Genomic DNA, 12993 nt, shown 5'->3' with positions numbered 1-12993 from the left:
CGGATCGAATGTGGAACACGCGTTGTGTCGTTCTGGATCCGGGGATGGCACCCAAATACATCGGCGGGCTTACCCGCGGTCGGACCGGACTCGTGGTGGACACTGCACTCGCCGGACAGAGGAATGCCCTCTTGGCTGGGGACCTCAAGGGAGTGCCAACGTTCAACCTAAAAGCTGGCCCGGTCACAGTGGAGACCCTGAGGCTCGTGGGCGGTTTCATTCGCAAACACGGACTTCAGAGCGTTGTGGGCCTTGGCGGCGGTTCGGTGATGGACGCTGTAAAGCTGGCCGCATTGTTCACGGCGGACCCTAGTCTCACGATCTTTGTCGAACGTCATGCCAAGCGCTCGGGTCTCGTCGTTCTGCCTCCGGTCGCTTATCCAAATGAGCGTCCCCGAACCGTCCTTCTGCCGTCAACCGTGGGGACCGGTGCTGAAGTCAGCGCTGTAGCGTGCCTGGACACCGCCGTCGGGCGCCGTTTGATCGCCTCACGTCACCTGTCAGGTGATGTGGCAGTGCTCGACGCCGGCAATCTCGCCACTCTGCCGAGGCAGCTGCTTTTCGAAGGGCTGCTTGAGGCGTTCCTCCGGGTGGCCGGCACCATGATGGGCAGCAGCTCCAACATTTTCGACGACGACGGTTACTCACTTTTGGCGCGGATCGTCAGGCTGGGGAACCGAGTGACACGTGAGGACGGGCCCGAGCTGAGACTGAAGGCGGCCCACCTCAGCATGGAGACACACACCGGCTGGGCCCTGATAGCTCGGGACCCCTACGGAGCGAAGCACTGGTATGTCGCCAACGAACTTGCCTATGTCACTGGAGTCCGAAAGATGACCGCCACAGCGTCGGTGATCAGTCCCATCTGGGAGGAGATCGCCAATGGAACCGCAGCCTGGGGTGACCGTAGTCGTCTGCTGAAGCTCTGGTCCGTGATTATGGACGCGGATCCTTCACTGGACCCCAACCCCGCCAAGGGCATCAACCAATTGATGTGGCGGTGGGGCATCGCAGGCCTGGACGCCATTAGCGAGCAGGCGTTGATGAAGACCACCGCCGCCGCTCTCCGGAACTGGGGTGGCGGGCTGCCGATGCTGCGGGGCCTTGATGGCGTGCAGATCCAGTACGTCCTCTCCAAGGCAGCGCTGGAACAACAAATCTTGCCAGGCCCAGTGGGCGAGCTACGAGCGGTAAGGGAAAGGGGGTGAGCACATGAGCAGCACTCTTGCACCCAGGACTTTGGACCTCACCGTCCAGGAACTGGAAAGCATCGACGTCCCTGACGACTGGAGCGAACGCATCCACGGCATCACCGTTGGCCTCGCATTGATCGGGATCGCCGTCAGCATCACCTGACGGGCTCGCGCAGGCCTTCCAACTTGCAACGAAGGGAGGTGAACGCAAATGCAGAAACAGCTCAACATCTCCATCCAGGAGATCGAATCGCTGGACACCCCGGACTTCAACAACTGGTTCATCGGAGTATCCCAGGGAGTTGCCATCGGCATTATCGCCGTCAGCATCACCTAACCCGTCCGGAACGGACAGGCCGAACAACAGCACGAACTACGAGAGAAAGGAGAACGCAATGATCGCAAACTCGAACCTTCAGCTGACCATCGAAGAACTGGAGAACCTCGACACCCCGGACGATACCCCGTGGTACATGCGCGTTGGTGACGTCATCATCATCGCCGGCATCGTCATCGGAATCGCCGCCACCTAGCTGGTGCACGCGGGTGGCGCGACGCTTCGCCGCCGCCCGCGTGGATCCCCGACTCCTACCAACTCCCGGAGAACACGAGCTGATGAATATGCCTCCCGACAAATCTGCCGATGCCATCCTGCGCGTCCTTGGCCATCTGGATCCTCCCGAGGATCTGTACAGCGTTGCAGGGTCTCGCCTTTACGATCAGATCACCGCTGATGACCTCACCGAACTGCCCGAGATCCTGGCTGCGGCCCGTAAAACCGTCGGCCCTATTCTTGAATTAGCTGCGGGATCAGGTCGGATAACCCGGCCGCTCCTTGCGCTGGGACGTCCGCTGACCGCCGTCGACTCCTCGCCGGAAATGCTCGCGATGCTCGCGGAAAGGATTGGCACCAAAGCCTTTAATCCCCGCGAAGTGCCGGTGGAATTGCTCGAGGCGGACATGTCCCGATTTGAGATCGACGGCGGCTTCGGTTGCGTCGTTCTGGGCGCCAGTTCCATCACGCTCCTGGACCCCCAAGACAGGAGGGAGTTGTTCCGCCGCGTCCGTGACTGCTTGACGCCCGACGGACGCTTCCTGTTGACGGTGCTGAACGCCGACACTCACCAGGCATCGGAAGGACACGACGGCGGAACGACAGTTTCGGCGCTGGGCGAGGACGCATTCCTCATCACCGTGGAAAGCCGTGATCCGGTCAACGGGGCCCGGCACGTAACTATGATCCACGTTGGCTTCGATGAAGGCGGTACGTACCGATCCTCCGCGTACTCAAGCGACATCGCGTTCGTCAGTAACAGCCTCATCGAGGAAGAAGTGCTGGCAGAAGGCCTCACCATCCTCGAGCGTCGGCCGGTCCGCATCGCCACGCAGGTGCCCGGCTTGGATGACATCGAGCTCTGGGTGTGTGGCAGATGAGCGTCGATCCCGTCCTTACCCTCGATCCATCGCTGGGCCTGGTGTCCTCGGCGACGGTCTACCTGCCAAACAATGTAGGGCTCTGGCGAACCGTAGCCTCCCTCGCAAATGGGCGATCCGACGCGAAAGGGTTCGCGACCGCCGTCGGAGCTTTTGACGTGAAGAAGCGTTCCTCTATGACGCGGGGCGCAGGCGAGGCCGTAGAGCGTTTCGCGTTAGCGCCCATGGCAGCGGACGCTGAACACCTTCTTGCTGCGAGGGACGCAATCGACAAGCGCATCGATTTTGTTAGCGCGGGCTTGGGACGCGCCTCCGCCCTCGCCTTCGACTTCCCGTGGTACCTGGCAACGGACTTGCTGACAGGCCAGGAATCACACGTACCGGCTCCTGTGGTGGACTACGCCGCTGCTGGATCCACGCATCCGGATCCATGGAACGGGTTCTTTGATCCATCGCCGAATGGCGCAGCGTCCGGTCCGTCAGAACACTTCGCGCGAGCATCCGGCATCGGTGAAGTCATAGAACGGGATGCCTTCCTTTCTGCCTGGCGCCAAAGGGTTCCCCTCCACGAGTTCGTGGCTGGGTCGATGCCGGCAGATGTGCTCCACGCCCCAGGCACACGGGGTTTGCTTCTGCTTCTGGAGGCTGCACGCAAAGCTGACATCGCCCCAACGCTGGCCTTCATCCCACAGGGTAAAAGTCCTTTGCATATTGCGGTCTGCATCATCGCTGGCGACACCGGGCACGGCCACTTCGGTGCTGTTGGACTCAAGGCGGCCGCCGACCCCCTCGCCGCTCTGAAGGGAGCCCTGCAGGAAGGCCTGCAGATTCGCGAACTCTTCTTGTCACGGACGCCATCGGCAGTTCAATTACCCGAGGTGGTAGACGACGAATCCCGCGCGGACTTCTGGACCACCGGGCAAGCCCTGGCTGAATTACTTTTGTGGGTTCGAACCTTCAGGCCTGCCCACTTTCCGCAGGTCAAATCCATTCCGAACGTCGACGCCCTGGTGAAGTTTTTGGCGGGGCGAGACATTCGATCACACTGGGTCAGCCTCACCCACCGCCTCCCAGCGGCAATTCAGGAACTCGGGTGGGTAGCGGGCAAGGCGATTTGTCCCGGTGCTGTTCCGCTGACGATGGATGAAACCAAAGGACTGGTCCAGATGCCGTCCGGTTCGGTCTGTGACCCCTCCGGTATGTCCCTAACACCGCACCCGCTGATATGAGAAAGCTCGCCATGCTCGGATCGTCCAAGACCCCGACACCCGTTCAGTGGCCGGTTCAGTTGGCGCCATCGGCCTCCATTGACCACCCGTTAGTGGACGGCGGCCCCTGGATTGTTGCCATCAACAGTGTTCCAAAATCCCGGGTTTCAGCGGATGTGGCCGCCGTCCTCAGAGCGGTTGATGGTGAGCGAGACCCCGCCCAGGTAGCCAACCTTTTGGGGTTGCCGTGGACGGCGGCCGACGTCATGGGGATCGTTCGGCAGCTGGCGCACACTGGCATCTTCGACGGCGGTGCACCCCCGCCGAGGGACCGGCGCGTTCAGTTCCGGGCTCCCTTGACGGTGCAGTTCACCTTGTTCAATCCGGCGCCGCTCCTGCTGCGGTTTCGCCCTGTGGTCGCTGCCTTTGCGCGGCCAATCGCTGCGCTGCCACTTGCCTTGCTTGTCATTGGCGGCATGCTGGGCGCCCTGACGGCTGGCCCAAGCATTTGGCCGGTCTTGGCGACGCCGCTGCCACTTGAGGTATATCTGTACGTTGCTCTTGCGATGTTTGCCTCCACGTTGCTTCATGAATTCGGCCACGGAATGGCTCTCAGCTACTTTGGCGGCACCCCTCGGCGAATCGGCATCATGCTGTTCTACCTGTCCCCTGCCTTCTTCTGCGACGTAACCGATGGCTGGCGGCTGAGCTCACGAAAACAGCGGGTGGTGATCGCCCTCGCCGGCCCCCTGGTCCATCTTGGCCTAGGGAGCATCGCCCTGGTGGTGCAGACTTTCCTTCCGGCGTCCTCGGTGAAGGATGCGGCTCTGCTCTACGGCATCATTTGTTGGGCTGTCGCCATTTTGAATCTCTTCCCGTTCATCAAGCTGGACGGCTACGTTGCCTTGATGTCGGCTGTCGACATCCCCCACCTTCGCCAGAAATCCCTTAGGGCACTGGCCGACGTCGTGGGCTCTCGGGTTCTAGGAGCGCGGGTCACCTTTCGCGGCAATGGTTTGCTTCCATGGTTTGGATTCGCGAGCTTCATTGCGGGCGTCGGTTTCATGATTATTGGCTTTCAACGCATCGTGCCGATCTTCCTGCAGCTCGGATATATAGGGCACATCGTGGTGCTTGCCATCCTCTGCTTGCTCGTAGTGATGGCTTGCAGGAGTGTGGTTCAGTTCTTCGGCGGAGCTGCGAAGAATGGAAGCCCACTGTGGAGGCGTGTCCTTTTCATGCTCGCAGGCTCTCTTGCTATCGGAGTTCTTCTCGCCGTGATCCCAGTGAATCGGGTGACCGTAGCGGGCTACACCTATTTGAATGGCCAGTTGCTCATCGTGACGCCCGACGGGGCTGACAATCGCGAGCTGGAACCGGGCGATACCGTCACGTTGCAGTCGCAGGGAATGGTCATCCACGAAAACCTGGGCCACGCCACGATTGGGGAGCACCCGCCGTCGTCATCCACTGCACCTGTGGACACCATCGTTCCCTTAGCGCTCGCAGGCACCACCCTGCCCGTGTTGGCCTACGTAGGTCAGGTGGAAGAAGGCACATCCCTCCCCGCTTCCGGGCGGGCAGAAGTAGCGAGCCGACTCCAAACAACTTTGGGGGAGTGGCTCTGGCAAGCCATTTCGCATTCCCCGTTATGGCCCGGACAACCCGAACGGGACGACTCCACGAGAGGGCACTCATGACAATCCACGCCAGCTTCGAGGGATTCACCAAGAGAAGAGGCAAACGATTGACCGTCGACGATCTGACGTTCGACGTGCCTGCCGGGCGGATTGTGGGACTCATCGGACCCAACGGTGCCGGCAAGAGTACGGCACTTGGAGGACTGACAGGTTTGGTGGAGGCGACGTCGGGCCGGGCAACAGTCTTCGGAACCGCCTACCGCTTGCTAAAGAGGCCTGCCGTACACGTTGGAGTGAACTTGGACGGGATGGAAGTAGAGCCTGGATTGACGGGCCGTCGTCATCTTCAGATTTGTCAGTTGGCAGCAGGCATGAGTCGGGAAAACGTTGAGCGGGTCCTGGAAATCGTGGACCTAGCGGCCCACGCCGACAGAAAGGTCCGGGACTACTCGTTGGGCATGAAACAACGCCTGGGGATTGCATCTGCCATCATCGGAAACCCTCGGCTGCTTGTCCTGGACGAGCCCGCGAACGGTCTGGACCCGGAGGGCATCCAGTGGCTGCGCGGCTTTCTGCGCAGGTTCGCCGAGTCCGGCGGGAGTGCCTTGGTCTCAAGCCACCAGCTGATGGAGCTCGAACAAATTGCCCACGACGTCGTCATCCTGAAGCAGCGGACATTGTTCCAAGGGACCCTTGAGGAAGCGAAGGCTCTCGGCGGCGGAAGCCTAGAATCTGCGTATTTCAAGATACTGGAGGGTGCCCAATGATGGGGCATTCGAACACCGACTGGGCAGGTGGACTACGCGCAGAGCTACTCAGGTACTTCAGCGGATACTCCATTCTGGGCATCGTGGCCTTCAGCGCCTTGGTGCCCTGGTTCGTGGCCAACTTCCTGGCCTGGCCGGACAATGCAGATCAGCTTTCCGCGACGGAGAACGTTGAAGCGTTTTGGGCTTTGACCGCCACTATTGCGATCGTGGCTACCTTTGCCGGGAGCTACCTGGTCACCCGTGAGTCGTACTACGGGACGCTCCGACGCAGCGTAGTGATGTCGGGGCTAATACACCTTGTGGCAGCCAAATACGTGGCGGCGCTCGTGGTCGGCCTGATCACTCTGGCCACCGGGATCGTGGCTTGGGGAGCCAGCGCCGCCTTCTCGTTGACACCGGAAGTGCGCGGGGAGCTCCTCAGCCCCGAGTCTTGGCGAGCCCTGCCCGGCGTCGTGGTTGCGTCCGCTGTTGGTTCCCTGTGGGGTTGCTCGCTCGGCTGGATCATTCAGCACTACTACGCGACGACGATCGCCACCATGCTTATTCCGCTGGCCGTCGAACTGCCCATCTTGGCAAACGATCCGGATATAGGGCGTTGGCTGCCGTCCGGTGCGTTGGCAGGCATTGCCTCTCTTCCTTTTGAGGGCCTTCTCCCACCAGGTCCCGCATTGTTGGTCTCGCTGGCGTGGCTCCTCGCAGCGAGTGCCGGCGCGGTTGCTGTGCTCAAGAGAAAGGAGTTCTAAATGGTGTCCGCACTTCTTGCGGATCTTCGCCGCCCATGGCTGTGGAAGGGTTCAGGGATAGCCTCCCTGCTGGTGATCGGGCTCCTGGCTGCGCTCCTGGTGACCGCCAGCCTCGAATCCACCGCGGCACTTCCAGGTCTTGAAGGAGTTCTTCGAGGGGCAGGCTTATCGCTCATGCTCACGAGTGCGGGTGTGATGGGCTCTTGTTCCTTCACCGCGGACTTCCGGGCTGGGTGTCTTACACGCAGGGTTCTGTTGTTTCAAAGGAACCCGGCGTTCATTGCAAGAGCACTGACAACAGCTCTGGCGGCAATCCTGGGCGGCGTGACGGTAGGCATCTGCTTCGGTCTTGCCGGGGGAATAGTCGCTGAAGGATGGCAGCTCAGCCCACAGGTAGTGCTAGCTTTCGCTGGAATGGCAGCGATGGGGTCACTCTGGGGATTCGCCATTGGTTCCCTCCTTCGCAATCACCTTGTGAGCCTCTTCGCGGTTCCCCTCAGTTTGGTTGCGCCGCAGATCCTGTCCCTGGGCAATGCCGAGACGTACCTATTCCCATTCCAAGCTGCCGACTGGGCGAATCAAGCGGCAGTCCACATACCGGCGTCGGAGTCTTTCTTCGGGGCCGTTGCTTGGCTGTTAATCGTCTTGGGGGCAGCCTGCGCCGTGTTCTCCAAGCGTGACTTGGCCTGACAACTACCACTCAATCAAGGAACTCATTGTGAATCGTAAACCGATGGTATGGCTGCTTCTCGCCCTCGTCATGGCCGCCTACGCCACCTACATTTTCCTCTCAAGCGGCAGCGAATCTGTCTGGTCCCTCATTTCCGGAATCATCATCGCAGCAGCTTCGTTGGTGATGGTGTGGAGATTCTGCCGGGAACTCAAGACCAACCGCCAAGAGTGAACAATTCCGACGAATTGTGGCGAAAGCTCTGGACTACGCGTGCTTACAAAGGCTTTGTCACCATCAATCAAGACACGTACTTGGAAGCTGACGGCTCAGTCTCAACGTGGGACGTTATCGCAACCCCGGACTCGGCGGCGGTTCTCGCCTTCACAGAGGGCGGAACCGATGTGGTGCTGTTTGAGCAGTTCCGCGTCGGGCCGGGAAAGACCTTGCTGGAACTGCCCGGGGGATACCTGAATGAGAACGAAACTCCGGTAGATGGCGCCCAACGGGAGTTGGCCGAGGAAACAGGCTATAGATCGTCATCCGTCTACTACGCAGGATCCGAATGGTGGTCCGCCAACTCATCCCGTCGGAAGCATTTAGTCATTGCAGCAGAAGCCCGCCTCGACAGCGACCCATCGTGGGACGCTTCCGAGGCGGGCTTCGTGCGATTACTGCCTAGCGATGAACTGATGGACTTCCTGCTGAGCGGTGAGCTGACAGACGCGGGACTCGCCTGCCGCGGACTCATGAAGTTCGCTGCCAGCACCCAAGAGAGCCAACCGTTGGAGAAATTGCAGCAAACAGTCCGAGGCCTGTTTCCGGGCTAATACATCAATCACGGCCCGCTACTTGGTTTCAAAACCATGGCCGATCCACCTCCACGACGAGTCGGCTCAGCTGCAGCCGTGAGCTTTCCGCCTTCGCCGAACTCAATTGCCGTAGCCGCACCTATTTCGGCTGCCGAGGTGAAAGCATCACCAGCCGGGACCAGATCATGGCCGAACGATTCCAGCGCGGGACCGTAAGCATCAATGAACGCTGGCTCGGAACTTACGGTGGGCCCGTTTCGAGGGGCAGCACGCGGAGCGGCGATAGCCTCGGAGATATCCATCCCCAGGTCAACGCGGTTGAGGATGGTCTGCAACACGGTGGTGATGATGGTGGATCCGCCCGGGGAGCCGAGGGCCAGGAACGGGTTGCCGTCTTGCAGGATGATGGTGGGCGACATCGAAGAACGGGGACGCTTGCCTGGCTGGATCCTGTTGGGATCAGTCGCCTTATATTCGGCGCTGAAGTCAGTCAACTCATTGTTCAACAGGAAGCCGCGGCCTGGGACGACGATCCCGGATCCACCCGTCTGCTCAATGGTCAAGGTGTACTCCACCACGTTTCCCCACTTGTCGGCGACCGTCAGGTTGGTGGTGGAAATGTTCTCGGTGTCCGTCTCGTCGGCGAGCGATGCGGCCCCGGCCGGGCACGCGCCGTCGTACGTTGTTATGTCACCTGGGGCGACCGGCTTGGTAGCCGCCACGGTGGGATCAATCTCGCAAGCGCGTTCCTTGCCGAAAACCTCATCGGTGAGGACATCGGTGGGAACGTCAACGAATTTCGGGTCACCCACATACGCGCCACGGTCGGCGAATGCCAACGAGCTGGCCTCGAAGTAGTGGTGCAGTGCGTCCACCGGCTGCATGTCCTTCAGATCGAAGTTTTCAAGAATGTTCAGCGACTCGCCAACCGTGGTGCCGCCGCTACTGGATGGCGCCATTCCGTAGACGTCGTAACCGCGGTAGTTCACGTGTGTCGGTTCCTGGTCAACTGCTTCGTACGCAGCCAAATCGTCAGTGGTCATGAACCCGGTTGGAACGGGCAGATCAGTTTCGCCCGATTTCGGCGGTGCCTTTACTGCGGACACGATCTCTTCTGCGAGCGGGCCCGTGTAGAAAGCGCTGGTGCCTTGCTTCGCCAGCAGCCGGTACGTCTCGGCAAGCTCGGGGTTCTTGAAGATACTCCCGACGGCGGGAGCGTCACCACCGGGAAGGAAAAGGTCCTGGGTGGAGGTGAACGTGTTGAAACGGAACTTGTTGTCCAGAGTCTGGTTTCGGAACGTCTCGTCCACCACGAAGCCGCGGTTGGCTACCTTGATTGCCGGCTTGAGTGCCTCGCCCAGGCTTACTGAGCCCCATCGTTCAAGGGCACGCTCCCAGGTGGCCGGCGTGCCGGGGACGCCGACGGAGACGCCGCTGGTTGGCAGTTCGGGCCTCTTGGTCGTAAAGAGATAGGGCTTGCCGGTGGCGGGATCGATGAACGCATCGTTCGGCATGGTTGCCGGCGCTGTTTCGCGGCCATCGATGGTGCTGACTTTCTTGGTCTTGGCGTCGTAGAACACGAAGTAGCCGCCGCCTCCAATGCCGGCGCTATACGGTTCTGTGACACCCAGAGTGGCAGCGGCGGCGACAGCTGCGTCGGCCGCGTTACCACCTTTGCGGAGTACTTCGATGGCGGCTGCTGAAGCTTCCGGATCGACTGTGCTCACGGCGCCGCCGTACCCGGTGGCAGTAGGGTTTTTGTCGGTTTCGCGAGGGTCGGCGAATGCAGGATTCGCCACCGCTCCGCTTGTCACGCTCAGGGCCAGGGCTGCGGTGACCGCAGCCAATTGGCGTCTCACATGTGTCATGGTTCTCCCAGATTTTTCCCAGACGATGATGTGGTTGGACGGTCCGGCCACCCTACTTCGGGACATTGGGGAGATTCAACGGGTTGTTTTCGCCGCCAAAAGCTGGCATGGGGCTCAGCCTCTGAACGGCTCAGTTTGTCAGGCGCGGGACGATTTGCGAACGATAAGCTCGAAGTCAAAGAGTTCGTTGACGATTGTCTTGTCCCCGTCGGCGTCGTCGTTCCCGTCGACCAGGATCTCAACGGCGCGGTTTGCTATGGACTGCGTTGGCTGCCGAATGGAGGATAGAGGAGGCACGGAGAATTCGGAGGCGGCAGTCCCATCGACGCCGATCACGGCAAGTTCGTTCGGAACATTGAGACCAAGTGTGTAGGCAGCGAACAAAACACCGTGGGCTTGTTCATCCGTTGTCGCGTAAATGGACCGTGGGGCATCGGAAGTTCTGAGCCACTCCAAGGCAACCTCGGCCGCTCCAGCCCTGGAGATCGGTGACGCCCGTCGGGAAACAGTCACTGATGTGCCGGAAACGGCTCGCTCGAAACCAGAGGCATGCTGCCTGGTGCCCACGGAGTCGACTGGCCCGTTCAGCAGACCGATGCTCTGGTAGCCCTCTTCAAGCAAATGACGCGTGGCCACATAGGCGGCTTGCTCGTAGTCGATGGTCAGGGATGATGCATGTTGTCCAGCCGACAGTGGGTGGAGTGCAACAACAGGTAGACCCGCAGCGTTTATCGGTTTTAGATCAGGCTCGTCCAGTAGCGAAACAAGGATGATGGAGTCCACCTTCCTTTCGATGAACGACTCCATGAGACGGTGTTCCTGCTCCTCCACCGTTGCGGAATCCCCAATCAACAGCAGGTGGCCGCGGTCTGCGGCAGCAACTTCTACTGCCCTCGCCAGTTCGGCAAAGAATGGGTTGGCGATGTCCGGGACGATGAGGCCAATGGACCTGGTCTTGCCTGCGCTCAATGCACGGGCCAAAGCGTTTGGCTTGTAGTCCAGTTCCTTGGCAGCCTTGAGCACGCGTTCACGGGCGGTCGCGGAAACTGCGCGGGGGCCGTTGTTGAACACGTAACTGACAACAGCGTTTGACGTTCCTGCCAGTTTTGCCACGTCTCTGGCTGTCGGCATGGGCTTCTCCTGATGTGCTAACGGTCTAACCGGGTAGATCTGTTGATCATAACTGCTGGGGCCGATGATTCAATACTTCGGAAATCTCTTGTCAAAGCCATTTCCTCCGCGTAGTCTAACCGGTTAGATGCTCGTTTCGCATCCGACTCAATCTCCAGAAAGGCTTCCCGTGAAGCACAATCTCCTTGCAGCCACGTCGCTGCTTGCGGCCGGAGCAATCTTCCTGTCCGGCTGCTCCACGAGCTCCCAGAACTCGCCTTCTGCACTAGGAAGTGAAGGCTCCGGAACTGGCACAGTAAATCTTCTTGGTCCTGAAGATCCGGCCACTTTCGCCCCGGTCATTGCCGCTTTCCACGCTAAGAATCCGGACATTTCCATCAAGTATTCGCAGGTGCCGTTCGATCAACTCAACCCAACGCTCCAGCAGCGGCTTGGAGCCAAGGACGACACAATAGATGTCTATACAGTCGATCAGCCGAGGCTGTCTCAGTTGGCTGCTCAAGGTTTCCTTGAGGACCTGAGCAGCCTGAAGGAGCCAGCCAAAGCCGCCGCTCCGGACGCACAGTTCAGTGTGAACCTTTACGATGACAAGCTTTGGGCGCTGCCCATCTGGAACTCCACCCAAATGCTGTTCTTCAACAAGAAGGCGCTGGACTCCGCAGGCGTAAAGCACCCGTCGGTTGATCCCTCCCAGCGAATGACGTGGGAACAGATCGCCACGGATGCCAAGAAGGTCCAGGCGGCGGGAACGCAGTACGGCCTGCTCCTTGAACAAGTCGAGGCTTACTACCAACTGCAGCCCCTGGCGGAGTCCGCCGGCGGAGGTTCAGGCATCACTGGTGACAAGATGCTGACCACGGACATCGACAACGCGGGCTGGAAAAAGGCCATGCAGTGGTATTCGGATACGTTCGCATCGGGACTCTCTCCCCGCGGCGTTGGCGGTTTCCAGACCAGCCCGGTCTTCACCTCAGGTAACGTGGCGTACTTCGTTGGCGGTCCTTGGGACGTTGGCGGATTCGCCAAGACGGACATCGATTGGGGCGTGGCACCCATGCCGTACTTCGACGGCGGAAGCCAGGTAACGCCAACAGGCTCGTGGTCATGGGGCATCAATCCAGCATCCAAGAACAAGGCGGCCGCAAAGAAGTTCCTGGAGTTTGCATCCCTGGACCCGGCAGGAAACCTGGCCACCACCGAAGCGACCACCATCATCCCGGCCAACAGTGCTGCAACGGCCCAGTATCTGCCCAAGCTTGAAGCGTTGGGCGGTGACCACAGCAAGGGGCTGGCTAAGTTGATCGAACACGAAAACACTCAGACGGCAAAACCGCGCCCGGTCAGCGTTGGCTATATCCAGTTCGAAGAAATCATGGGCAAGGCCTTCGCTGATATCCGAAACGGGACTCCAGTCAACGAGCGACTGAAGCAGGCATCCCAGCAGATCACCGACGCTTGGAAGCGGCTCTAGCCATGTCCCCCTCGCAAACAACCAATCGTCCACCTGCAACGCAGCATCGAACC

General features: G+C 60.2%; 15 protein-coding genes. 13 read left to right on the top strand and 2 right to left on the bottom strand.

What is annotated here, in order from left to right; genetic code table 11:
• Positions 1–44: 44 nt before the first annotated feature.
• From mpaC to AB4Y87_RS04495, 12 genes are read left to right on the top strand one after another with little or no spacing between them, the layout of a single operon-like run.
• Positions 45–1208 carry a daptide-type RiPP biosynthesis dehydogenase gene (gene mpaC / locus AB4Y87_RS04550; protein ID WP_442003245.1) on the top strand — a complete coding sequence of 388 codons (1164 nt, stop codon included), beginning with the start codon at positions 45–47 and terminating at the stop codon, positions 1206–1208.
• Positions 1209–1212: 4 nt separating this feature from the next.
• A complete protein-coding gene (locus AB4Y87_RS04545) occupies positions 1213–1356 on the top strand; it encodes a daptide-type RiPP (RefSeq protein ID WP_431116704.1) in 144 nt (47 codons plus the stop codon).
• A gap of 48 nt (positions 1357–1404) precedes the next feature.
• Positions 1405–1530 carry a daptide-type RiPP gene (locus AB4Y87_RS04540; protein ID WP_263422335.1) on the top strand — a complete coding sequence of 42 codons (126 nt, stop codon included), beginning with the start codon at positions 1405–1407 and terminating at the stop codon, positions 1528–1530.
• 58 nt (positions 1531–1588) lie between these two features.
• On the top strand, positions 1589–1726 hold the full coding sequence (locus tag AB4Y87_RS04535) for a daptide-type RiPP (protein ID WP_431116703.1): 138 nt from the start codon (positions 1589–1591) through the stop codon (positions 1724–1726).
• 13 nt (positions 1727–1739) lie between these two features.
• Complete coding sequence (mpaM, locus tag AB4Y87_RS04530) at positions 1740–2627, top strand: daptide-type RiPP biosynthesis methyltransferase (protein ID WP_442003244.1); 888 nt, start codon at positions 1740–1742, stop codon at positions 2625–2627.
• On the top strand, positions 2624–3856 hold the full coding sequence (locus tag AB4Y87_RS04525; RefSeq protein ID WP_442003243.1) for a YcaO-like family protein: 1233 nt from the start codon (positions 2624–2626) through the stop codon (positions 3854–3856). Before mpaM ends, AB4Y87_RS04525 begins: the two co-directional genes overlap by 4 nt.
• A gap of 11 nt (positions 3857–3867) precedes the next feature.
• The gene (gene mpaP / locus AB4Y87_RS04520) at positions 3868–5535 is read left to right on the top strand and encodes a daptide biosynthesis intramembrane metalloprotease (protein ID WP_442003242.1); all 1668 of its coding nucleotides are present in this window, start codon (positions 3868–3870) and stop codon (positions 5533–5535) included.
• Positions 5532–6242 (top strand): ABC transporter ATP-binding protein, encoded by a 711-nt coding sequence (locus tag AB4Y87_RS04515; protein ID WP_442003241.1) that lies wholly within the window; start codon positions 5532–5534, stop codon positions 6240–6242. The genes mpaP and AB4Y87_RS04515 overlap by 4 nt, the downstream gene beginning before the upstream one ends.
• Positions 6239–6988 (top strand): hypothetical protein, encoded by a 750-nt coding sequence (locus AB4Y87_RS04510; RefSeq protein ID WP_442003240.1) that lies wholly within the window; start codon positions 6239–6241, stop codon positions 6986–6988. The genes AB4Y87_RS04515 and AB4Y87_RS04510 overlap by 4 nt, the downstream gene beginning before the upstream one ends.
• Complete coding sequence (locus AB4Y87_RS04505) at positions 6989–7678, top strand: hypothetical protein (RefSeq protein WP_442003239.1); 690 nt, start codon at positions 6989–6991, stop codon at positions 7676–7678.
• Between the two features lie 28 nt (positions 7679–7706).
• On the top strand, positions 7707–7892 hold the full coding sequence (locus tag AB4Y87_RS04500) for a hypothetical protein (protein WP_442003238.1): 186 nt from the start codon (positions 7707–7709) through the stop codon (positions 7890–7892).
• Positions 7889–8488, top strand: coding sequence for an NUDIX hydrolase (locus AB4Y87_RS04495; RefSeq protein WP_442003237.1), 600 nt, complete (start codon positions 7889–7891; stop codon positions 8486–8488). The genes AB4Y87_RS04500 and AB4Y87_RS04495 overlap by 4 nt, the downstream gene beginning before the upstream one ends.
• Positions 8489–8496: 8 nt before the next feature.
• On the opposite strand, the gene ggt is transcribed toward AB4Y87_RS04495, so the two are convergent.
• Together ggt and AB4Y87_RS04485 are read right to left on the bottom strand one after the other, a co-directional pair.
• The gene (gene ggt / locus AB4Y87_RS04490) at positions 8497–10338 is read right to left on the bottom strand and encodes a gamma-glutamyltransferase (RefSeq protein ID WP_442003236.1); all 1842 of its coding nucleotides are present in this window, start codon (positions 10336–10338) and stop codon (positions 8497–8499) included.
• 138 nt (positions 10339–10476) lie between these two features.
• Positions 10477–11469 carry a LacI family DNA-binding transcriptional regulator gene (locus tag AB4Y87_RS04485; protein WP_442003235.1) on the bottom strand — a complete coding sequence of 331 codons (993 nt, stop codon included), beginning with the start codon at positions 11467–11469 and terminating at the stop codon, positions 10477–10479.
• Positions 11470–11638: 169 nt separating this feature from the next.
• On the opposite strand from AB4Y87_RS04485, the gene AB4Y87_RS04480 reads away from it, so the two are divergent.
• Positions 11639–12940, top strand: a complete 1302-nt coding sequence (locus tag AB4Y87_RS04480; protein WP_442003234.1) for a sugar ABC transporter substrate-binding protein — start codon at positions 11639–11641, stop codon at positions 12938–12940.
• Positions 12941–12993: the final 53 nt, after the last annotated feature.

Source organism: Paenarthrobacter sp. RAF54_2, assembly GCF_052113945.1.
Lineage (GTDB): Bacteria > Actinomycetota > Actinomycetes > Actinomycetales > Micrococcaceae > Arthrobacter.
This window is presented reverse-complemented; position numbering and strand designations above follow the sequence as displayed.